Below are 21305 nucleotides of genomic sequence, written 5' to 3'. Positions count from 1 at the left end.
GTACCCCTCTAGGAGGCCCCTGTGTCGATCAGCGCCGATAGCACAACCCATCAATCAGTTGCCTCTGGCACAGTGCACGCGGTTCCGGAACCGACTCCCGAGGAAGCTGCGCAGCTTGCGCAGTTGTACCGCGACTTCGAAGCCGGGAACCTGGTCCCGCTCTGGACGGAGATCGCGGACCTGATGCCGATGCTGCCGTCCCCGAAAGCCGTGCCGCACGTGTGGCGCTGGAACGATCTGTATCCCTTGGCGGCCCGTGCCGGAGACCTGGTCCCTGTGGGCCGCGGCGGGGAACGCCGGGCCATCGCGTTGGCCAACCCGGGCCTGGCCGGCACGCCGTATGCGACGCCGACGTTGTGGGCCGCGATCCAGTATCTGGGTCCGCACGAGACGGCTCCGGAGCACCGCCACTCACAGAACGCGTTCCGTTTCGTCGTCGAGGGCGAAGGGGTGTGGACCGTGGTGAACGGGGATCCTGTGGCGATGCGTCGCGGGGATTTCCTGCTGACTCCGGGCTGGAACTTCCACGGCCACCACAACGACACCGATCAGCCGATGGCCTGGATCGACGGTCTGGACATCCCGTTCGTGCATTACGCCGACGCCGGATTCTTCGAATTCGGCACCGAGCGGGTCACGGACGAGGCCACCCCGGACGTCTCCCGCTCCGAGCGGCTTTGGGCGCACCCGGGCCTTCGCCCGCTGTCCGGGCTGGAGGACACGACTAACTCGCCCATCGCGGCTTACCGCTGGGAGCACACGGACGCGGCCCTTCGCGAACAGTTGCTTCTCGAGGACGAAGGCCACCCCGCCACCATGTCCCAGGGCCACGCCGCCGTGCGCTATACCAACCCGACCACCGGCGGGGACGTCATGCCCACCATCCGCGCCGAGTTCCACAGGCTGCGGGCCGGGGCTTCCACCGAGCCGCTGCGCGAGGTCGGCTCGAGCGTGTGGCAGGTCTTCGAAGGCACTGGCACCGTGGTGCTGAACGGGGAGCCCAAGGTCCTGGCGAAGGGTGACCTGTTCGTGGTCCCGTCCTGGGCTCTGTGGTCCCTCGAAGCCGAGAGCGAGTTCGATCTCTTCCGCTTCAGCGACGCCCCCATTTTCGAACGACTGAACTTCAACCGCACGTACATCGAAGGACGCAACAAATGAGACTCCTCACCCTCCGCACTTCCGCCGGAACGACGACGGCGGTCCGCCAGGACGCCGACACCCTGACCGAGATCCACGGCTTCTCCGACGTGGGCGCCCTCCTGCGGGACCCCGCCTGGGCGGCCATCGCGGAGGCAGCCCACGGCGCAACGCACGCGTACGACGGCGCCGACCTCGCCGCCGTCGTGCCCTCACCGGGCAAGATCATCTGCGTCGGGCACAACTACCGCAACCACATCAAGGAGATGGGCCGGGAAATTCCGGAATACCCCACCCTGTTCGCGAAGTACGCCGAGTCCTTGATCGGGCCCAACGACGACCTCGCGTTGCCGCAGGAATCGGACACGGTTGACTGGGAGGCCGAGCTCGCCGTGGTGATCGGCAAGAAAGGCCGGCGGATCAGCGAAGCCGACGCGGCCGACCACATCGCCGGGTACTCGGTTCTGAACGACATCAGCATGCGCGACTACCAGTTCCGCACCATCCAGTGGCTGCAAGGCAAGACCTGGGAGAAGTCCACGCCCTTCGGGCCCGCCCTGGTCACGAAAGACGAGTTCACAGCCGGGCCCTTGATGACCTCGGCCGTTGACGGTGAGATCCAGCAGCAGACCCCCACCGGGGACCTCGTGTTCACGCCCGAATTCCTGGTGTCCTACATCTCGACCATCATCACGCTGAACCCGGGCGACGTCATCGCGACCGGCACACCCGGCGGTGTGGGCCACGCCCAGGACCCCAAGCGCTACCTCCAGGAAGGCCAGCTCCTGGTCACCGCCATCGAGGGCCTGGGCCAACTGAACAACCGCGTGGTCAAGGAAGCCTGATGGTCGCCCGCCACGACCTCACCACCGATCCGGGCCTGCAGGAACAACTGCTGCAGGCCCGGCGGGGGACCGCGTTTTTCGCCCGCAAGCTCAATGAACTCACCGATGCCGGGCTCGACGGCGGTTCGCTGCTTCCCGGCTGGAGCCGCCGCCACGTTGTAGCACACATCGGCTACAACGCCCGGGCCATCGCGCGGCTGGTGGAATGGGCCTCGACCGGGGTGGAGACCCCCATGTACCCCTCAGTCGCGGTGCGGGATGAGGAGATCAACTTCGGCGCCACCCTTTCTCCCATTGCGTTGCGGAACCTCTTTGACCACTCCGCCGTGCACTTGAGCGTGGAATGGCGCGACCTGCCCGAGGACGCCTGGCACCACACGGTCCGGACCATCCAGGGCAGGGAAGTCCCGGCGTCGGAAACGGTCTGGATGCGCACGCGCGAAGTCTGGGTCCACGCCGTCGACCTGGACAACGGAGCATCGTTCGGTGACATCCCGGCGTCGGTACTGGAACGGCTGCTCCGCGACATCACGTCCGCGTGGTCCGCGCGCGGCACCGACACCGGGTTGTTGGTCAAAGTCACCGGCACGGACCTGGTCTTCGGGGACCCGGACGCAGCGGTCGTGGTCGCCGGGCCACTCGCCGGCGTCGTGCAGTGGGCCACCGGGCGCGGGACCGACGGGCTGGCTGGCGGTGCTGGGCCGGTGCCGGCGGCACCCAAGTGGATCTGACGGCGTCGGGCACAAAGAAGGTTGGCACAGCTCCCGGCTTCTTCACCGCAGGAACTGCACCAACCGCTTGTATGACTATTCAGATTTAGCTATAGATCCTACCCATTGGCGGCTCCTGTAATCCCGGGCTAACTCAATCCGGGCCTGTGAACAGGTCTATTTGGCGTCGTCGGCCAGATGCCGTGAAAACATCCAGCTTGCGGCGATCATCAGGATGCCCAAAACCATGAACGTCCAGTTGTCGAGAGTGTTCAGCGACAGGAAGTTGGCCGCCGAATCAACCCCGACACTCAGTCCATACACACTGAACACGATGTACAAGGCACCGTAGCTCATCAGGATATTGCGTGCGCTATGGCCGCCCGAGCGGGACATCGCCCAGCTGGTTCCACCGATGAGCAGCTGCACAATGTTCAGCAGCAGCGACACTTGGAACACACCCAGGAGCATTGCGTGCGAATTTGGCCCGAAGAACTGCAGTTCCCCGTACCGCATGGTGATGCCCGGAATGAATCCGAGAAGGCCCACCAGAGCCATCAGAATACCTACACCCATGCCGATGTTCTGGATGTCCGTCCGTCCAAAGTGAACACCATGTGCATGTGGGGTTGCGGTAGTCATTTATGCCCTCCATCCACCTATTGCGAACAATCCAATTTTACGTCTGACATATGCAAAAAGCGCCGGGATCGGCGGCGCCCGGCGGGCCCTGGGGCGGCACTCGACGCTCGCTCACTTGTATGGCGTTTTCTACCGACGCTCGCTCACTTGTGTGGCGTTTTCTACCGACGCTCGCTCACTTGTGTGGCGTTTTTCCCGGACGCTCGCTCACTTAAACGACGGCGGCACGGCGGTCGTGAGCGGGCGTTGGCCGGGAGGGGGATATAAGTGAGCGGGCGTTGGTGGATTTGCGGGCCGCGCGGGCGCCTGCCGGGGGAGCGCGGCACGCCGTGGCACGATAGAACACGATGAAACTGCGCGCTGATCAGACCGGTAACCATGGCCTGCCCATGCCTTTGTGGCTGCAGGGTGCTCTTGAGTCGGCCCAGGCCGCCATCATCTCGGCGCTCGTGGTGGTCCTGCCGCTCATCGGCGTCTGGGCAACTGACGGATTCCAGAACCACACCATCGACTTCCTGGCACGCCTGGCTGGCCAAACCTGGCTCCTCGTCCACGGCGTGCCGCTGCAGCTTGCTACCGTCAACATGGGAACCGCAGGCCTGCCTGGCTCCGGGATGCTGTCCCTTATCCCGCTCGGACTGACGTTGGTCCCCTTCCTCCTGGCATGGCGCGCGGGCCGCCGACTGGCCAGGGCTTCCTACACGGACCAGCTGTGGCAGGCCTTTTTCGGAGCGTTGCTTGTCTACGGGGCGTTCGGCGCTGCCACCGGATTCGTGTGCCGCACGCAGGACGTAGTCATCAACATCTGGTTCGCTGCGTTTCTGCCGCTTATCCCGTTCGGCCTCGGCATGGTGGTTGGGGCCCGGCGTGAGTCCGGCTCCTGGAGCAGGCTCATTGGCGTCGACGCCGTCGATTGGCTCGCGCGCACAAGCCAACATTCCCGTTGGGCCGGTTCCTACTTCGGCTCCGCCATCAAGGCTGGATTCGTGGCGGTCATGGCGGCCATGACACTCTCAGCGACGCTGCTCGCCGTCGACCTTGTCATGCACTGGACGGACATCATCGCCGTCTATGAAGGCCTGAAAGCCGGGGCCCTCGGCGGCGGCGTCCTGACCATCGCCCAGCTCGGCTACCTGCCCAATCTGGCGGTTTTCACTTTGGCTTGGTCCTCCGGCGCAGGGTTCTCCCTCGGTGTCGGCTCCCACGTCGGGCCGCTGGGCACCGCCGTCGGGCCCCTGCCTGCGATTCCTGTTTTCGGCGCACTGCCCACCGGACAGCTCGACTTCGGCGCCGCGGCCCTTGCCCTTCCGGTGATCGCCGGTCTGTTGGCGGGCTGGTGGTTCCTGCGCGCGGGGGAGAATCACTTCGACGAATGGCTCTCCATCAAGATCAAGGCGCGCTGGTTCACGGCTCCTGTTTCCACGCTGATCCTTGGCGCGCTCATCGGGTCTGTGGCCGGGGCCTTGGCTGGAGCGCTTGCCTGGCTGGCGCGCGGTTCCGCCGGAATCGGTCGCCTCACCGAGATCGGCCCGGACCCGCGGGGGACGGCAGTCTGGATCGCCGCGGAGGTGGGGATCGGCGTCGTGATCGGTTACTGGGTGGGGCCCTGGCTCGAAAGGCGGCAGAAGCTCCGCGAAGCGGATCTCGACGATGCGGTGTACGACGGCGACCGCCGCTAAGGTGCCCGACTCACCTGGCTTGCGCCCCGGTTAGCGCAATCCGGAGGGAATGGAGTTTTGGAAATCCACCTGGCACGAGGTTTGGGCGTGGAGCGTCAGGGCGCCCCGTGCACAGTCCCTCAAAGTGGTGATCTGTTGGAAGAAGACGACCGCGGTGATCACCAGCAGGCACATGATGGCGGTGACCACAAGCCCGGAAATGGTGCCAAACAGCACGATGCGCGGTTGCTTGAACCTGATCGTCCGGACGAGGACCACCACTCCAAGCACCCCCGCGATGACGGTGAGGACGGCACTGAGCCAGACGTAGCTGATGTTCAGGGTGTAAACGAAGATGGCGCCAAGAACAGTCAGCAGGAATGCCCTGAACAGCGTTTGGGTAATGGCAAGCGCTGATTTAGCAGCCTCGCTCTGTGGCTGATGCTGCGGGGTGGGTCCAACGCCGGAATTCATGTTTTCCAGCCTACGCGAGCCAGCCATAAGCTAGTGCAATGCGCATTGTTGTCCTCGTCTCCGGCACCGGTTCCAACCTCCAAGCAGTAATCGACGCCGTGAAGGCGGGAGAGCTGGACGTTGAAATCGCGGCCGTGGGAGCCGACCGGCCGGGTACTTACGGCGTGGAACGCTCCGCTGAAGCTGGACTGGACACCTTCGTGGTGGACTTCAAAGACTATGCAGACCGGGCCGATTGGAACGCCGCGCTTACCAAAGCCGTTGCCTCGTACGATCCGGACGTGGTGGTTTCCTCCGGATTCATGCGGATTGTCAGCCCGGAATTCATCGACGCGTTCGGCGGCAAGTACCTCAACACGCACCCCGCACTGCTGCCCGCTTTCCCGGGAGCCCACGGAGTCCGCGATGCCATGGCCTACGGCGTGAAAGTGACTGGCTGCACTGTCCACTGGGCCGACGCCGGTGTGGACACCGGGCCCATCATCGCCCAGGAAGCCGTCGAAATCGCCCCGGACGACACCGAAGACACCCTGCACGAACGCATCAAGGTGGTGGAGCGCAGGCTCCTGGTCCGGACCCTCGCAGAGCTCGCGGCGGGAAAGCACGCCTGAGTCCTCCTTCCGACCCAACTGACTCGCATTAGTTGTCGTATTGGGGGCTCAAAACGACACCTAATGCGAGCTAGTTGGGCACCCCTGGGGGGACATGCCCACTGCTGGCCCCGAAGGATGGACATGTGCGGCGCTCCCCAAGGGACATGCCCACTGCTGCCCGCGAAGGATGGACATATTGCTGTTATGTCCACTCGTTGCCTCGGTCAGGGGGCATGCTCAGTGGAGGTCGAGCTGCTTGGTCTCCGGGGCAAACAACGCCATCCAAAGCACGGAGAGCACAATGACTCCGCCGGCCAAGGCGAAGGACGTTGCCAAGCCGAACTCGGGCCAGAAATACGAGGCGAACACGAGCGGCCCGATCCCGGCTCCAACCCGTGAAAATGTGGAGGCCCAGCCGAAGCCGGAACCCCGAAGCTCGGTGGGGTAGAGCTCCGACACGTAGGTATAAAGCACCGGTATGGCCACTTGAACAACGAAGCCGAACGCCAGCAGCCAAAACACCGCCGCGTCAGGAATGTCCACCACCAATGACACAATCACCAGGGTCAACGCGGACAGTGGCCCGGTGATGGCCAGGATCCACTTGCGGCCCACGCGCTCCACGAGCACCGCGGTGGCCACCACGCCCAAGAGCCCGACGCCGGCCATCCCGGCTGTCGTCACGAAGGCCTTGTACTCCTCGAATCCGGCGCCGATCAGAATCCGCGGCATCCACGTCAGGCTCAAGTAGTAGACCAGGAGGATGCTGAAAAACAGGGCCCATGCCGCCGTCGTGATCTTCCAGTTGAACTGCCAGACGAGTCGCAGCTGCTGCCACCCGCTGGAGGCGGAGAGGCGCGGCGCGTCGTGCGGTGCGGGAAGGCTGTAGGCGCGAGGCTCGGCTCCTGTGGCCAGGACGAGACTGTCGATGACGTCGGCGGCCTCCTGGCGCCGGCCCTTACGGATGAGGAAGAGCGGGGATTCGGGCACGCTCCGCCTGATCCAGAACACCAGCAGGGCAGGCAACACCATGACGAGCATGGTCAGGCGCCAATCGGCAAAGGCCGCAACAAGTCCGGCCGAAATGAAGCCGCACAGGGCTGCGCCCACAGGCCACCAACCATCCATGGCAGTAAGCACCTTGCCGCGTTGCTTCCGTGGGGTGAATTCACCTACCAAGGCGTAATCCACTGGAATGCAACCGCCCAGGCCGAAGCCGGCCATGAAGCGGAAGATGCAGAACCAGACTAAGTCCGGGGAAAAGGCACCCAGCACGGTGAAGATCGAGAAGATGAGCAGGGTGGCGGTGAATGCCCGTTTCCGGCCGATCGTGTCCGCGATGGTTCCCCAGACGAAGGCGCCCAAGGCCATGCCTATCAGGTTGGCTGTGCCGATCCATCCGGCGTCGGCGGGCTGGAGGGACCAATGCTTGGAAAGCAGCGGAATGAGGATGCCGTTGAGGGTGACGTCCCAGGCATCGAACATGAAGCCGAGGCCACCGATCAGGAAGATCCGGCCCTGGACCTTCCACCGCCACGGCAGCTCCTGGACAACCTGCTCGCCGCTCGGGACGGTTGTGTAAGTATTCATTTCCCCTCCTGGGGAAACTCTATCCGTGCTTCTCGATCGCCTTTCGCAGGAAGCCCCCGGCCTCATCCAAAGCGTTCTTCGCCTGCGTGGGATCGATGCCCGTCAGTAGCACCAGGATGGCCGCCTTGACCGATCCGCCGACGGAATCGAGCGCGCGAATCGCCGTCTCCGCGTCCACGCCGGTGGCATGTTGGATGGTCCGTTGGGACCTCGCAAGGAGTTTGTTGTTGGTGGCGCGCAGGTCGACCATCAGGTTCCCGTAGGTCTTCCCGAGCTTGACCATGGCGAGCGTGCTGATCATGTTGAGGACGAGTTTCTGGGCGGTCCCCGCCTTCAGCCGCGTTGAACCGGCAATGAATTCCGGGCCGACTACGACGTCGATCGCCACGTCCGCCAATTTGCTGATGGGTGAGCCGTGGTTGCAGGTGATCGATGCCGTGAAGGCGCCCCGGCTGCGGGCCTCCTCGAGGGCGCCGATCACGTACGGCGTGCGACCCGATGCCGAGATTCCGACGACGGCGTCCGCCTCGGTCACGCTGATGTCGTGCAGGTCCCGGGCCCCGGCCGTGGCGTTGTCCTCGGCGTATTCCACCGGTTTCTGGATAGCCTGGGTGCCGCCCGCAATGATCCCGACGACGAGTCCCGGGGGAGTGCCGAACGTGGGCGGGCATTCGCTCGCGTCCAACACCCCGAGCCGTCCGGCAGTTCCGGCGCCGACGTAGAGCAGCCGGCCGCCGCGGGCGAGGCGTTCGGCAACGGCGTCGACCACTGCGGCGATCTGCTCGCTGGCTTGTTCGACGGCGGCCGGGACGCCCCGGTTCTGCTCGTTCATGGCGGCGACGAGTTCGGCCGTGCCCATGGTGTCCAATTCACTGAGCGCGGGCGATGCCGCTTCTGTTTGCAGGCCCGCGAGCTCGGAGCGGAGTTCCTTGAGCCGGTCGCCGTCAGGGGAACCGGGAGAGTCTGGGGAAGGTGCGTCAGGCTGTTCCGTCACGGTGAATGTACCTTTCCTGGAGGAGCCCGCGGCGGTTCGCTGCGAGGGCGGCCCCGTCCATGCCATCGCCGAGTGCCGCAACCACCTCAATCCCAGCCGAAGCGAGGGCGTTGTGCAAGAGCCCGCCGAAGAACTCCGATTTCACGACGCCGCCAAGGAGCGCCACTTTGTCCGTGTCGCCGGAGGCAAGCAACACAGTGTTCACGAGGAGCCTGCAAGCTTCGTCCACAATCCCGCGTGCGACGGCGTCTCCCGCCTCCGCTTCTTTCAGCACCGATGGGGCGAAACGCGCCATCGTCCGGGCCGGGTTGTCGGATTCGGCGAGCCACGCGGGAAGCTGCGCGGGCGAGCCGACGAGCGCGGCAGCCGCGCCGAGCAGCGAAGTGGCAGGGCCGCCGTCGTGCGCTTGCAGTGCGGCCTGGAGACCCTGCTGGCCGATCCACCGGCCGCTTCCGCGATCGCCCAACAGCGGTCCCCAGCCGTCGGCACGGTGGAGGGTGCCGGCGTCGTCGAAGCGGAAGGCAACGGCCCCCGTGCCCACAATCAGCACGGTTCCGGGCGCGCCGTCCAGGGCGCCGAGCTGGGCCGCGGTGGCGTCCGAGAGGACCGCGGCCGGGACCTTGAAGCGTTCGGAAAGCAGGACGGCGAGCCGGTGGGAGTTCGCCGCCGATGCCTCAACCCCGGCCACGGCGGCGCCGATTCCGCGCAACGAACCTTCCGGGAATGCTGCCGGAAGCCCTCGCGGCAGCATGGCTGCGGTGTCTGCGAGGAGCTCGAAGGCGAGCCGGGCGCCGTTGTCCATGCCCAGGCCGGGGAAGCCTTGCTGGTCCGCCGAGCCCAACACCTCATCGCCCTGCCGGAGTTCTACCCTGCATCGGCTCTTGCCGACGTCGGCCACCAAAATCACATCCGCGGAATCCATGGCCCAACCATATGTTGCGGGCGCCGCCACGTCTCGAAAAACTAAGAGGAGCCACAACACGATAAACTCGTCCATATCCCCAGCAACCGCGGAATCCCGCGATATAAGACGGAGACTTTTGTGAGCTTGACGCAGCTTGACCGTGTTCCCATCCGCCGTGCACTGATCTCGGTTTACGACAAGACGGGGCTGGAGGAGCTCGCGAAGGGCCTGCACGCAGCAGGAGTCGCCATCGTCTCCACCGGCTCCACCGCGAAGAGGATTGCCGCAGCCGGTATTCCGGTCAAGGAAGTCGAAGAAGTCACCGGTTCCCCGGAGATGCTCGATGGCCGGGTCAAGACCCTGCACCCGCGCGTGCACGGCGGCATCCTGGCCGACCGCCGGGTTCCTGCCCACATGGAAACGCTGGCCAAGATGGAGATCGAGCCCTTCGACCTCGTAGTGGTCAACCTCTACCCGTTCGTGGAGACCGTCCGCTCCGGCGCTGAGCAGGACGACGTCGTCGAGCAGATCGACATCGGAGGCCCCGCCATGGTGCGTTCGGCCGCGAAGAACCATGCCGCCGTCGCGATCGTCGTCGACCCGAACTTCTACGGCGCCGTGGTGGAAGCCGCCGCTTCGGGTGGCTTCGACCTGAAGACCCGCCGCCGCCTGGCAGCGAAAGCCTTCGCCCACACCGCAGCGTACGACACGGCCGTTGCCACCTGGACCGCCAGCCAGTTCCTCGACGAAGACGGCGATGGCGTCATTGACTGGCCCGCCTACGCCGGTCTCGCGCTGGAGCGCTCCGAGGTCCTGCGTTACGGCGAAAACCCGCACCAGCAGGCCGCCCTCTACGTGGACAAGGCCGCGCCCGCCGGCATCGCCCAGGCAGACCAGCTGCACGGCAAGGCCATGAGCTACAACAACTTCGTCGACGCCGACGCCGCCCTCCGCGCCGCGTTCGACTTCTCCGAGCCAGCGGTCGCCATCATCAAGCACGCCAACCCCTGCGGTGTCGCCGTCGGTTCCGCCGATGCCGCCGACCCCATCGCCGACGCCCACGCCAAGGCCCACGCCTGCGATCCGGTGTCCGCTTTCGGCGGCGTCATCGCGGCAAACAGCATTGTCACGGCGGGCATGGCGCAGACTGTAGCCGGGATCTTCACCGAGGTTGTCATCGCCCCGGGCTTCGAGCCGGAAGCCGTTGAAATCCTGTCCAAGAAGAAGAACATCCGCCTGCTGGCGCTGCCGGACGGTTATGGCCGCTACCCCACGGAGATGCGCCAGGTCTCGGGCGGCGTCCTCGTCCAGCAGGCCGACAAGGTGGACGCCGACGGCGACAACCCCGCCAACTGGACCCTCGCCGCCGGTCAAGCTGCCGACGACGCGACGCTGGCCGACCTCGCGTTCGCCTGGACCGCTTGCCGCGCCGCCAAGTCCAACGCGATCCTCCTCGCCAACAACGGAGCCGCAGTCGGCATCGGCATGGGCCAGGTCAACCGCCTGGACTCGTGCAAACTGGCCGTTGAACGCGCCAACACCCTGGGCGTTCAGGTGGAGTCCGACGGTGCTGTTGGGGGCGATGCCCCCGGCGGTGCGTCAAATGTCGGGGGGACAGAATCAGGCGCGACTGGCGCACCCGAGCGCGCCCGCGGTGCCGTGGCCGCTTCCGACGCGTTCTTCCCGTTCGCCGATGGCCTGCAGATCCTGATCGACGCCGGTGTCCGCGCCGTCGTCCAGCCTGGCGGTTCAGTGCGCGACGAGGAAGTCATTGCCGCGGCCAACGCCGCCGGGATCACGATGTACTTCACGGGAGCAAGGCACTTCTTCCACTAAGCCCGGGCTTCCACTAGGTCTGGGCTTCCACTAGGCGCACCCGCTCCACTAAGCCCACCCGCTCCACCAAGCCCAGCCGCTCCACTGAAAAATGGACATGTCCCCCCATTCCCGGGGGACATGTCCATTTTTCGTGCTCAGGACTGGGCATATTCGCAATATGTCCAGTCCTGGGAGCGAGCAGGGGGCATGTCCGGGGAGAGGGGGAGGCTACGAGGCCGTGGACGCCGTCTGATAGGTGCCCTGGATGACCGTGCCCCAGTATGGGCCGTACATCGTGGTGGAGTTGCTGCCGTAGCCGTAGCTGTTCACCGAGTTCTGGTACCCGCTGGAGCTGGTGCCAATGAACCACGGGCCACCGGAGGAGCCACCCGTCATGTTGCAAGCGATCCCCTGGGTGTTGTACTGGGGGTTGTAGGGATCGTTGCCGGCCGTGCCGGAGCAGCTCTTCAGTGATTCTCCGGTGAAGGGAGATGCTGCAGGGTATCCGAACGATTTGTAGGCAAGTCCTCGGGCGGCATTGAACTGGACCCCTGAGGCACCCACCACGCCTGAGAGCCTTTGGCCATTGAGCGTGTTCATGACGGCGAAACCGGTGTCGTACTGCATGTTTCCGCTCGAGGACCACTGGCTGGTGGTGTACAGCGCCTTGGCTGTCCATTTGCCGTAGGGCGCGGCGCCATCGAGGTAGGCAGGAACAAACGTGAAGTTGCTCGCGAACGCTCCGGGGCCCTCGTTCACGCAGTGGCCCGCGGTGGAGACGGTGCTTTGATTGGCCGAGGCGACGGAGTTGCCCGAGCAGACATAGTTCACTCCGCCCAGGGTGAAGAACACCTTCCCGATGTGCGAGACAGGAGCCTCACCTGCGTTGGCTTTGCGATCCACGGCCGACGGTGCTGTGGTGCTGGTGGGTTTCTGGCCTTCGATAGTCACTGCGCGGCCAAGCGCGGGAAAAAGCTCCTCGGGAGAAACCGGGAGATCGGCAAGGCCCACTGCGGCGTGTGCCCGGGTGAGCGCCTTGGTCGCCAGAACGTCGCCGGAGACGGCGTCCTTCATCCGTTCCGGAGTCCAATAGTCAGCGGTGCTGCCATCCGACGCCGAATCGCTGCTGACGGTCGACGCATCGGTGCCATGGCTTATGGACGGAGCCGCGGTGGCCCCGCTGCCGGCGCCCAGTGCGAGCAAGGCGGCGGCAGCGAGGCCGAGCAGACTTGTGGCCAGGGTCTTGGTTCTCGTCACAGTTGTCCTAGAGATCGGGGGTAGGCGCCGGTTGGTGGTGGCCTCCGACTGACGGAACCGAAACTACCCAAGACGTGACAAGCATGTAAAGAAATTGTCGAAATTGTGTGAGATTTGACTTTCGTTTTGACAAGATGCGAATTCTGCCATTTTTCCGGGTGGCCGAACACCTAGGATGTGGACGCCGACTCGTAGGCTTCCCGGATGACGGAGCCCCAATACGGCCCGTAGATCACGGCCGGGCCACCGGGGTAGCCGTAGCTAGTAATGGAGTTTTGGTAGGAATCCCGCCCGGAGTCGACCATCCAGGGTCCGCCCGATGAACCGCCGGTCATATCGCAGGGAATGCCCTGTGCCTTGAACTGTGGATTGATGGGATCATCGGTGGCGTCGCCCGAACAGCTCTTCAGCGATTGTCCGTCGAACGGCGGCGCGGCAGGGTAGCCAAAGGCTTGGTAGCTGAGTCCCCGGTCCTGGTTGAACTCCACGCCGGACGCGCCGACGACGTCGGCCAAGTGCTTGCCGTTCACCGTGGCAGTGACTGCGAAGCCTGTGTCATAGCGGATGTCGCCCGCGGTGCGCCACTGGGGTGTGGTGTAGAGGGCTTTGGCAGGCCAGATGCCATAAGGAGCTTTCCCGTTGAGATAAGCCGGAACGAAAACGAAGTTCCGGACGAACGCGCCAGGACCCTCATTGACACAGTGGCCCGCGGTCGCGACGGTGCTGTCGTTATCCGACACGACGACGTTGCCGGAGCAGACATAGGCGAAGGCGCCCATGGTGAAGAAGACCTTGCCGACGTGGTCAATGGGGTCTTCGTCTTGATGCAGGCTCGGGCTGCCGACCTTGGTGCTGGCGATTTTCACTGGCGGGCCGGTTTCGACCGTGCCGCCGGCGGTGCTGGAGGTTCCACCTCGTGCGAGGGCTTTTCCTGCAAGGACATCGCCGGGGATTGCTGCTTGCATCCGTTCGGGAGTCCAGTACGCAGTGGGGTCGGTGTTTGTTGTCGCCAAGCTGACGAGCTGCTGCGTCCCAGGCGCTGCAAAGCTCGAAACCGCAGTGAAAGGCATTGCGGCTGCCGCCCCTCCAGCGGCACAGAGGGTCAAAACGGCGGAGGTAAGGAGGCTCAGGAGACCAGTGATGGGGAGTGATTTCTTTGTCATGATTGTCCTGCCAATCGTTTGGCGGCCACGTGTCGTCGGCCACAGTTTGACCCAATGAACCTACTCCGATTTGGCGCGGACGTACATATGGTCCGGCGGGCTATGACGTTGCATAGCTCGTTCGGAACCGTCCCAGTACGCGCCAATCCGGCCCCCTCGGGTAAGTTAGAGATGTTGAAATCTGCAGACTTTCAGGGAGATGCCCCGCCAATGGCAAAGATTATCTATACCCACACTGACGAAGCGCCGATGCTGGCGACGTACTCGTTCCTGCCGATTGTGGAAGCCTTCGCCTCGACGGCGGGCGTGGAGGTCGAGACCCGCGACATTTCGCTGGCCGGCCGAATCATCGCCGTCTTCGGCGACTACCTGACTGAAGAGCAGCGGATCAGCGACGCACTGGCCGAACTGGGTGAACTGGCAAAGAAACCCGAAGCCAACATCATCAAGCTCCCCAACATCAGCGCGTCCGTCCCGCAGCTCAAGGCAGCCATTGCCGAACTGCAGGCGCAGGGCTACGCGCTTCCGGACTACCCGGACAACCCCTCCTCGGACGAAGAGACGGACATCCGCTCACGTTACGACAAGATCAAGGGCTCGGCCGTCAACCCGGTCCTGCGCGAAGGCAACTCGGACCGCCGCGCACCCCTGTCGGTGAAGAACTACGCCCGCCAGAACCCGCACTCCATGGGTGCCTGGAGCGCGGACTCCAAGACCAATGTTGCGCACATGACGGCGAACGACTTCCGCTCCAACGAGAAGTCCGTGGTCATCCCCGCCGATGACACCGTCAAGATCCAGATTGTCCGCGAAGACGGCACCGTCAAGGTCCTCAAGCCGGCCTTCCCCGTCCTCGCTGGTGAAGTTGTGGACGGCACCGTGATGCGCGCTGCGGCCTTGGACGAGTTCCTGGCTGGTCAGGTGGTCCGTGCCAAGGAAGAGGGCGTGCTGTTCTCGGCACACCTGAAGGCCACCATGATGAAGGTCTCCGACCCGATCATCTTCGGCCACGTCGTCAAGGCGTACTTCTCCGAGCTCTTCGACACTTACGGCAAGCAGATTGCTGCCGCCGGGCTGAGCGCCAACAATGGCCTCGCTTCCATCCTCAACGGCCTCGATGAACTCCCGGAGGACGTCCGCGAAGGCATCAAGGCGGCCATCAAGAAGGGCCTGGAAGACGGCCCCGCACTGGCCATGGTCGATTCTGACAAGGGCATCACCAACCTCCACGTTCCCAGCGACATCATCGTTGACGCCTCGATGCCGGCCATGATCCGCAGCTCCGGCCACATGTGGGGCCCGGACGGCAAGGAGCACGACACCCTCGCCGTCATCCCGGACAGCTGCTACGCGGACGTCTACCAGGTTGTCATCGATGACTGCCGTGCACATGGCGCCTTCGACCCCACCACCATGGGGACGGTTCCGAACGTCGGACTGATGGCACAAGCGGCTGAAGAATACGGCAGCCACAACAAGACCTTCGAGGTTGAGTACGCCGGGACCATGCAGGTTGTGGATTCCTCCGGAACCGTGCTGATCGAACACCAGGTCTCCCCGGGCGACATCTGGCGCGCCTGCCAGACCAAGGACGTGCCGATCCGTGACTGGGTCAAGCTCGCTGTCACGCGTGCCCGCGCTTCCAAGATGCCGGCCGTGTTCTGGCTCGACGAAAGCCGCGCCCACGACGCCCAGCTGATCGCCAAGGTCAAGGAATACCTGAAGGACCACGACACCGAGGGCCTGCAGATCGAAATCATGTCCCCGGAGAAGGCCACCGCGTTCACGCTGGAGCGGATCCGCAAGGGCGAAGACACCATCTCGGTTACCGGAAACGTGTTGCGTGACTACCTCACCGACCTGTTCCCGATCCTCGAACTTGGCACCAGCGCCAAGATGCTCTCCGTGGTTCCGCTGATCAACGGCGGCGGCCTCTTCGAGACCGGTGCCGGCGGTTCGGCTCCGAAGCACGTCCAGCAGCTCCTGCAGGAAAACCACTTGCGCTGGGACAGCCTGGGCGAATTCCTCGCGCTGGCGGTTAGCTTCGAGCACCTAGCCGCAACCACGGGCAACGCCCGGGCCCAGGTCCTCGCCGACACGCTGGACCGTGCCACGGGCACATTCCTCCTGGACAACAAGTCCCCGAAGCGACGGGTCGGCGAACTCGACAACCGAGGCAGCCACTATTACCTCGCCAAGTACTGGGCACAGGAACTGGCCCAGCAGACAGACGACGCCGAACTCGCCGCGGCGTTCTCCGCCGTCGCCGGAGCCCTGACGTCCAACGAGGAAACGATCGTCGCCGAGCTGCTCGAAGTCCAGGGTTCGCCTGTCGACATCGGCGGCTACTACCGCCCCGATGCCGCAAAGGCAGAGGCCGTGATGCGTCCGTCCGCAAAGCTCAACGAGGTTGTCGCCACGCTGAACTAGGCACCCCGCCCCACCCAACTGACTCGCAGTTGTTGTCGCTTTGAGAGCTCAGAACGACAACAACTGCGAGTCAGTTGCGTTAAGCGGCCGTTTTGAGCTCTGCCGTCGGCATGGAAGATTGGACCGGGTGAAATTCCTCCTTCCTTCGCACACATCGTCCTCGCGTGGCATCGCCTTTCTGAGGATCGTGTTCGGCGGCCTTTTGCTACTGCACGGAGTCCAGAAGCTGCTCGCAGGGCAGCCCGCGTTCGAGGCAACCATCGCTGCAATGGGTGTTCAAAAGGCGGAGCTGATGTCCTGGCTCGTCATCTGGGGCGAAACCGGGCTGGGCGCACTTTTGGTGCTCGGCGCCCTGACCAGGGTGGCTGGTTTCCTGGCCGCCCTGATGTACGCCGGGATCTGGTTTGTCACCGAATCGGGCAAGCCCCTGTTGAGCAATAGTCCCGGAATCAACGCCGAGCTGCTCATTCTGTACATCGCGTTGGCGTTGGCGTTTGCCTTCATCGGTTCGGGGGCGGTTTCGCTGGACCGGAAACTGTTTGCCGGCAAGCCAGCCCGGAAGACGCGGCGCTAGGCGGCCCTAGCGCCGACCGGCCTGGAGACCCGCGCGGGCCATGGCGTCCGCGTAGGAGCGCCCCATTTCGATCAGCCATTCGGTCTGGCGTTCCTTGGACCCGGCGAACGCGCGCCCGTGCAGCGAACGGGCCTTGTAGACCTTCAAGCCGCGGCGCCAAATCAGCTGGTTGTCAGTCTTGAGGAGCATCTGCGCCAGGCGGTTGGCTTCCGTTCCATGGGCGACGATCGCCGAAGCGCGTGGAACGAGTTTGAGGAAAGCGATGAGCGGCTTGAGGCCTGCGGCGATCTGCTCCGGAGTCAGCTTCCCGTTCGCCTCGCCCGGAGTGAACCACGGGTGGGTGTTCCAGGGCATCATCCATTCCGGGCGCAGGCCGAGCTGGAACTGCAGGCCCAGTAGCCGGGTGGCGGCGGCGTCGTCGCCGGCCCAGACAACGCCCCGCGAGGAGGCCTCGCTGTTGTTGGAAAACAGGGTGACAATCCGGCAGTCCTCCACCGAGTGCATCGGATCCACATAGGGGACTTCGAAGCCGGGGCGGAGCTTGCGGAGGAAATCCACATGCTGGTTCACCGGCGCGATGTGCGGGGCGAAGAAGGGGCTGTCCGGGACCGGTGGAGCCACGGCTTCTTCGGCGGAAGCCTCTGCGGAGCTTGCCGGTTCGACGGCGGTCGGTTCGACGGCGGTTACCGTCGGAGTGTTTTCGACGGCGGGAGCGGCCGCAGGTTCCACCTTGCGGGTGATGACCGGGCTGGCCTTGGGCATAGAAATTGAGGAAGCCTTCTTCGGCGTGACGGCCTTTACGGCAGTGGCCTTGGGAGCGTCTTTCCTGGCCGGCGCCTTCTTTTCGGCCTTGGCCGGGGCGTCCAGGTCATCCTCGTCGTCGAACAAACCATCGAAGAGCTTGTCGAGTTCGTCGTAGCCGCTGTAGTCGTCGTCGTCGAGCTCGGGGCCGCGCCCGAAACCTTCCTCGTACCGCGAGTCCAGGGCGCTGCGGTAATCCTCTTCGTGTACGTCGAAATAGTCCGGTTCGGCCAATGCGGTCATGAGAGCAGGGGTCTCCTGGGGTCGGGCAGGGGCCGGTACCGGGGCGCGTGGGGGCACGTCCGTTCCGGGCCAGTTGATGGGGGGCTCTCCGGGGGCCGGTTGAGCCTTTAGATCTTAGCAAGCCACAGGCGGTCTGGTGTCCTTCCTCGGTTCACCTGACACGGTATGTCGCGCAGCCCAGGGGCATGACGGAGCCGCGATGCGTCGAACATCACCCGTACGCGTGGCCGGGGGCGGGAGTAGAGCCGCGAAAAGGCGGGTTGAATGGACAGAAAGCGTCCATTCAACCCGCCTTGTTCGGCGTCAGTTGTTCAGTGCCACAGTTCAGACGTGGATGACGAATTGCGCAAGTGCCGCGGCTGCCACGAAACTCGCGGAGAACGTGATTGTCGCCACAATCACCGTGCGCCAGTTCAGGGTCTTAAGCGCGTTGATGTCGCGCCCCACGTTCATGCCGAGCAGGGCGATCGAGCCAAGGCCCACGTAGAGCGGGTCAAGGTTGTGGGTGAACGAGCCAATCATGCCGCTGACAGGCAGGATCGGAGCCGTTGCCAAGGTGGCGAGCGCAAGGACCCATACGCTTGACGGCACGGCAGGCACGAACTTGGCAAGTACGAACGCCAGAGCGGTAAGGAAGCCAAGGATCACCACGCCAATGACGTCGTTGACACTGATGGACTTCGTGCCCAAAGCGTTGAGAACCACGCCCGCGGCGATGCTTGCAACAAAAGCGATGATCCATGTTGAAGGTTTCGTGCGCACCTCCGGGTCCCGGATCACAGCCGAAACGTCCACCTTGGTTCGGTCCTGCGGCCGGCGCAGGTTCGCGATAACGGCGTTCCCGTTGCGGTCAAGGCGTTTGCCCTCGTCATTGCGGCGGAAGAGTCGCGACCAGAACTTGTAAAGCCGCAAGGACATCGGCAGTGAAAGGAAGGCCCCGGCGTAGAAGCCCACAAGGTTCGTCACCAGGTTGGACAGGGCCGCCAGCGCCATGATTTCCGGCGCCTGCTCCGGATGGATGATGGACAGGGCAGCTACGCCGCCAAGCATCATGGACCCCGAGCCGAGGCCCAGGCCGAGCGCCAGGGCGCGTGGGTCAAAGATGCCCATCCCGCCGAGCAGGCCTGCCAGCAGGGAGATGAAGACTGCGCCGAAGACGCTGCCCAGAAGCCACACGGAGAAGACGCCACGGTAAATCGGGGATTTCACGCCGAAACGCTGCAATGCGTAAGCCAAGTAGGATTCACGGTCGATTGCCCAGGTGGCACCGATGGCCGTGCGGCCCATGCCCAGCGCCACACCGACCGGCAGGGCGATGATGACCGTTCCGAAGATGTGGCCCACTTCCTGGAGCAGGATGGCCGGGCCGAGGGAGGTCAGTTTGGCGAAAGAAGGCCCCACTTGGGTGCCGAGGGCCCCGAGGAACATGACGATGCTGACGTTGAGCAACACCGAGGCCACGGCGCGGCTTTGGCCGGACATGGGACGGACCTTTTGGACGCCGATGACAGCGCCGATCAGCACCGCCCACAAGACGGGCATGAGCACGATGGCGGCGTTGCCCAGGGGAATCTTGTGCGTGCCGGCCAGGATAGCGACGGCGCAGATGGCTGTGGACAGCAGGATCATCGATCCCCATTGCCGTGCCGTCGGGGTGAAGAGGCGGGCCGGTTCGTGATCGACATTGACTACGGGCGTATCCACCTCCGGAGTGGTTGTGGATTGGTTCTTCATGGTTGTGCACCCTTCGTGCGCTGCAGTGGCGAGGACGGATCCGTCCAGTCGTTTGGTATACCAAAGATGGTAAGGTGGATCACATCGCATTGCAAGACATGTCACATAAGCTGCTAGAAATTCTAAGAAATTAAGGCATCCGCGTGTTCGGCCAACTTCGAACTTGATCAGCGGCTATTTGATCTGGAATACCAAAATTGGAGAGTTTATGATTACTCAGCTTTCTGCCCGGTACGTCCTTGGCTATGACGGAACCGGGCACGTGATGCACAGGGACGGGCACGTCATTATGCGGGATGATGAGATCATCCACGTCGGGACGGACTACTCGGGTCCCGTGGACGAACGCCGGGACTTCGGACAGAGCCTCATCGCACCCGGCCTTATCGATCTTGATGCCTTGACGGACATAGATCACATGATCTTCGACTCTTGGCCCACCGACGAGACGGCCCCGGGCTTGCAATGGTCTGAGGACTACTTCCACAACCGCCGGCGCGATGTCTTCACTGCGGCGCAGCGCCAGAGCGTGCGCAAATTCGCCCTAGCGCAGCTCGCCTTGCACGGAGTGACCACCTACATGCCGATCGCCTCGGAAATCCACAGCTCATGGGCTGAAACCTTCGAAGAACTCAAAGGGATGGCGCAGTCCAGCATCGAGCTCGGACTGCGGGGCATCCTGGGCCCCGCGTACCGCTCGGGGATCAATGTTACCGACGACGACGGCCAGCGGGTGATCCTCTTCGACGAGGAAGAAGGACGTAGAGGATTCGCTGACGCCGCGCGGTTCCTCGACTACGCCGACGAGCTAGGACATCCGTTGCTTACCGGTGTCCTGCTGCCGTGCCGAATCGAGACGCTTTCGGACGAACTAATGCGCCGGACCGCGGAGCTGGCCACCAAACGCAACGCGCTGGTCCGCCTCCATTGCCTTCAGGGGACCAACGAAGACGGGTTCCTTGTCGAGCTCACCGGGCGCACCGTCCTGGAGCAGCTTGCGGATTCCGGCCTGCTGGACACACGGCTCCTTATTCCGCATGGGGTTGTCATCGACGGCACCCACCCGTCCTCCAGCGCGGAGGGCGGACCGTTGGATGTGCTGGCCCGGCATGACGTCAGCATCATCCACTGCCCACTGACGTCGTTCCACTACTCAGGCATGCTCAAGTCCTTTGATGCCTTCGCAGCCGCCGGGGTCAACATGTGCCTGGGAACGGATTCTTTCCCGCCGGACCTGATCAAGGGCATCGACATCGGCACGCACCTGGCCCGCATCGCAGAGGGCCGCCGGGACGCAGGCACGGTGTCGGCGTTCTTCGACGCCGCCACTCTGGGTGGTGCCAGGGCATTGGGCCGAGACGACCTGGGACGCCTGTCACCGGGGGCGCAAGCGGACATCATGGTCGCCTCACTGGGTGACTTCCGTGACGGGGTCATCGAAGATCCATTGCGCACGCTGATCCTCAACGGCTCCGCACGCAATGTCACCGATACGTACGTTGCGGGCCGCCCCGTGGTTGTTGACGGCTCACTCCCAGGCATGGAACTGGATGAACTGCGCGCTGAGGGTCAGCAGCTTTTTGGACAGATGATGGAAGCCTACGGCGAACGCGACTACCGGCGTCGCGACGCCTCCGAGCTGTTTCCCCCGGTGTACGCCCCGGCGGCGCCCCAGGTCCCGTGACCTGACAGCGAAACGAACCGTGGGAGTCGGAATTCCGCGGTGGTTCCACGCACG

At 64.2% G+C, this 21305-nt stretch carries 18 protein-coding genes; 9 read left to right on the top strand and 9 right to left on the bottom strand.

Features of this window, described 5'->3' with window-relative positions; translation table 11 throughout:
- The first annotated feature begins 21 nt into the window (after positions 1-21).
- The 3 genes from AB0O52_RS13815 to AB0O52_RS13805 are packed head-to-tail and all read left to right on the top strand — an operon-like array spanning position 22 to position 2713.
- Positions 22-1158, top strand: coding sequence for a cupin domain-containing protein (locus tag AB0O52_RS13815; protein WP_364538426.1), 1137 nt, complete (start codon positions 22-24; stop codon positions 1156-1158).
- Positions 1155-1982 carry a fumarylacetoacetate hydrolase family protein gene (locus tag AB0O52_RS13810; protein WP_364538424.1) on the top strand — a complete coding sequence of 276 codons (828 nt, stop codon included), beginning with the start codon at positions 1155-1157 and terminating at the stop codon, positions 1980-1982. The genes AB0O52_RS13815 and AB0O52_RS13810 overlap by 4 nt, the downstream gene beginning before the upstream one ends.
- Positions 1982-2713 carry a maleylpyruvate isomerase family mycothiol-dependent enzyme gene (locus tag AB0O52_RS13805; RefSeq protein WP_364538422.1) on the top strand — a complete coding sequence of 244 codons (732 nt, stop codon included), beginning with the start codon at positions 1982-1984 and terminating at the stop codon, positions 2711-2713. The genes AB0O52_RS13810 and AB0O52_RS13805 overlap by 1 nt, the downstream gene beginning before the upstream one ends.
- A gap of 156 nt (positions 2714-2869) precedes the next feature.
- Here AB0O52_RS13805 and AB0O52_RS13800 read toward each other — a convergent pair whose 3' ends face one another.
- Positions 2870-3334, bottom strand: a complete 465-nt coding sequence (locus AB0O52_RS13800) for a DUF4383 domain-containing protein (RefSeq protein ID WP_364538420.1) — start codon at positions 3332-3334, stop codon at positions 2870-2872.
- Between the two features lie 347 nt (positions 3335-3681).
- On the opposite strand from AB0O52_RS13800, the gene AB0O52_RS13795 reads away from it, so the two are divergent.
- Positions 3682-5013 (top strand): DUF6350 family protein, encoded by a 1332-nt coding sequence (locus tag AB0O52_RS13795; protein ID WP_364538418.1) that lies wholly within the window; start codon positions 3682-3684, stop codon positions 5011-5013.
- Between the two features lie 30 nt (positions 5014-5043).
- On the opposite strand, the gene AB0O52_RS13790 is transcribed toward AB0O52_RS13795, so the two are convergent.
- Positions 5044-5466 carry a hypothetical protein gene (locus tag AB0O52_RS13790; protein WP_364538416.1) on the bottom strand — a complete coding sequence of 141 codons (423 nt, stop codon included), beginning with the start codon at positions 5464-5466 and terminating at the stop codon, positions 5044-5046.
- A gap of 38 nt (positions 5467-5504) precedes the next feature.
- On the opposite strand from AB0O52_RS13790, the gene purN reads away from it, so the two are divergent.
- On the top strand, positions 5505-6077 hold the full coding sequence (purN, locus tag AB0O52_RS13785) for a phosphoribosylglycinamide formyltransferase (RefSeq protein ID WP_364538414.1): 573 nt from the start codon (positions 5505-5507) through the stop codon (positions 6075-6077).
- Positions 6078-6296: 219 nt separating this feature from the next.
- On the opposite strand, the gene AB0O52_RS13780 is transcribed toward purN, so the two are convergent.
- From AB0O52_RS13780 to AB0O52_RS13770, 3 genes are read right to left on the bottom strand one after another with little or no spacing between them, the layout of a single operon-like run.
- Entirely contained in the window at positions 6297-7649 is a 1353-nt protein-coding gene (locus AB0O52_RS13780) for an MFS transporter (RefSeq protein WP_364538412.1), read from the bottom strand.
- A gap of 19 nt (positions 7650-7668) precedes the next feature.
- A complete protein-coding gene (murQ, locus tag AB0O52_RS13775; protein ID WP_364538410.1) occupies positions 7669-8643 on the bottom strand; it encodes an N-acetylmuramic acid 6-phosphate etherase in 975 nt (324 codons plus the stop codon).
- The gene (locus tag AB0O52_RS13770; protein WP_364538408.1) at positions 8627-9565 is read right to left on the bottom strand and encodes a BadF/BadG/BcrA/BcrD ATPase family protein; all 939 of its coding nucleotides are present in this window, start codon (positions 9563-9565) and stop codon (positions 8627-8629) included. Before AB0O52_RS13770 ends, murQ begins: the two co-directional genes overlap by 17 nt.
- Positions 9566-9685: 120 nt before the next feature.
- Here AB0O52_RS13770 and purH point away from each other — a divergent pair, with 120 nt between their 5' ends.
- Positions 9686-11383 (top strand): bifunctional phosphoribosylaminoimidazolecarboxamide formyltransferase/IMP cyclohydrolase, encoded by a 1698-nt coding sequence (gene purH, locus AB0O52_RS13765; protein WP_364538406.1) that lies wholly within the window; start codon positions 9686-9688, stop codon positions 11381-11383.
- A 210-nt stretch (positions 11384-11593) separates the two neighbouring features.
- Here purH and AB0O52_RS13760 read toward each other — a convergent pair whose 3' ends face one another.
- Positions 11594-12622, bottom strand: coding sequence for a hypothetical protein (locus AB0O52_RS13760; RefSeq protein WP_364538404.1), 1029 nt, complete (start codon positions 12620-12622; stop codon positions 11594-11596).
- Positions 12623-12792: 170 nt separating this feature from the next.
- Positions 12793-13785 (bottom strand): hypothetical protein, encoded by a 993-nt coding sequence (locus tag AB0O52_RS13755; RefSeq protein WP_364538402.1) that lies wholly within the window; start codon positions 13783-13785, stop codon positions 12793-12795.
- 210 nt (positions 13786-13995) lie between these two features.
- Between AB0O52_RS13755 and AB0O52_RS13750 the strand changes: the two genes are divergently transcribed.
- The gene (locus tag AB0O52_RS13750; protein WP_364538401.1) at positions 13996-16215 is read left to right on the top strand and encodes an NADP-dependent isocitrate dehydrogenase; all 2220 of its coding nucleotides are present in this window, start codon (positions 13996-13998) and stop codon (positions 16213-16215) included.
- A 127-nt stretch (positions 16216-16342) separates the two neighbouring features.
- On the top strand, positions 16343-16789 hold the full coding sequence (locus tag AB0O52_RS13745; RefSeq protein ID WP_364538399.1) for a DoxX family protein: 447 nt from the start codon (positions 16343-16345) through the stop codon (positions 16787-16789).
- 6 nt (positions 16790-16795) lie between these two features.
- Here the strand turns inward: AB0O52_RS13745 and AB0O52_RS13740 are convergent, their stop codons facing one another.
- On the bottom strand, positions 16796-17293 hold the full coding sequence (locus tag AB0O52_RS13740; RefSeq protein WP_364538599.1) for a uracil-DNA glycosylase: 498 nt from the start codon (positions 17291-17293) through the stop codon (positions 16796-16798).
- Between the two features lie 864 nt (positions 17294-18157).
- On the bottom strand, positions 18158-19567 hold the full coding sequence (locus AB0O52_RS13735) for a DUF3100 domain-containing protein (protein ID WP_364538397.1): 1410 nt from the start codon (positions 19565-19567) through the stop codon (positions 18158-18160).
- A gap of 208 nt (positions 19568-19775) precedes the next feature.
- On the opposite strand from AB0O52_RS13735, the gene AB0O52_RS13730 reads away from it, so the two are divergent.
- Positions 19776-21251 (top strand): chlorohydrolase family protein, encoded by a 1476-nt coding sequence (locus AB0O52_RS13730; protein ID WP_364538395.1) that lies wholly within the window; start codon positions 19776-19778, stop codon positions 21249-21251.
- The last annotated feature ends 54 nt before the right edge of the window (positions 21252-21305 follow it).

Source organism: Arthrobacter sp. NPDC080073 (assembly GCF_040686575.1).
Classification (GTDB): domain Bacteria; phylum Actinomycetota; class Actinomycetes; order Actinomycetales; family Micrococcaceae; genus Arthrobacter.
Note: the sequence above shows the minus strand (reverse complement) of the source record. Positions and strands in the feature narration are given on the sequence as shown.

Bases quoted from the DNA above. Each gene is read 5' to 3' on its own strand.
- AB0O52_RS13795 (WP_364538418.1), top strand. From the start codon at position 3,682: ATGAAACTGCGCGCTGATCAGACCGGTAACCATGGCCTGCCCATGCCT.
- AB0O52_RS13805 (WP_364538422.1), top strand. From the start codon at position 1,982: ATGGTCGCCCGCCACGACCTCACCACCGATCCGGGCCTGCAGGAACAA.
- purN (WP_364538414.1), top strand. From the start codon at position 5,505: ATGCGCATTGTTGTCCTCGTCTCCGGCACCGGTTCCAACCTCCAAGCA.
- AB0O52_RS13800 (WP_364538420.1), bottom strand. From the start codon at position 3,334: ATGACTACCGCAACCCCACATGCACATGGTGTTCACTTTGGACGGACG.
- AB0O52_RS13755 (WP_364538402.1), bottom strand. From the start codon at position 13,785: ATGACAAAGAAATCACTCCCCATCACTGGTCTCCTGAGCCTCCTTACC.
- AB0O52_RS13810 (WP_364538424.1), top strand. From the start codon at position 1,155: ATGAGACTCCTCACCCTCCGCACTTCCGCCGGAACGACGACGGCGGTC.
- AB0O52_RS13770 (WP_364538408.1), bottom strand. From the start codon at position 9,565: ATGGATTCCGCGGATGTGATTTTGGTGGCCGACGTCGGCAAGAGCCGA.
- AB0O52_RS13730 (WP_364538395.1), top strand. From the start codon at position 19,776: ATGATTACTCAGCTTTCTGCCCGGTACGTCCTTGGCTATGACGGAACC.
- AB0O52_RS13740 (WP_364538599.1), bottom strand. From the start codon at position 17,293: ATGCACTCGGTGGAGGACTGCCGGATTGTCACCCTGTTTTCCAACAAC.
- AB0O52_RS13790 (WP_364538416.1), bottom strand. From the start codon at position 5,466: ATGAATTCCGGCGTTGGACCCACCCCGCAGCATCAGCCACAGAGCGAG.
- AB0O52_RS13735 (WP_364538397.1), bottom strand. From the start codon at position 19,567: ATGAAGAACCAATCCACAACCACTCCGGAGGTGGATACGCCCGTAGTC.
- AB0O52_RS13750 (WP_364538401.1), top strand. From the start codon at position 13,996: ATGGCAAAGATTATCTATACCCACACTGACGAAGCGCCGATGCTGGCG.
- AB0O52_RS13780 (WP_364538412.1), bottom strand. From the start codon at position 7,649: ATGAATACTTACACAACCGTCCCGAGCGGCGAGCAGGTTGTCCAGGAG.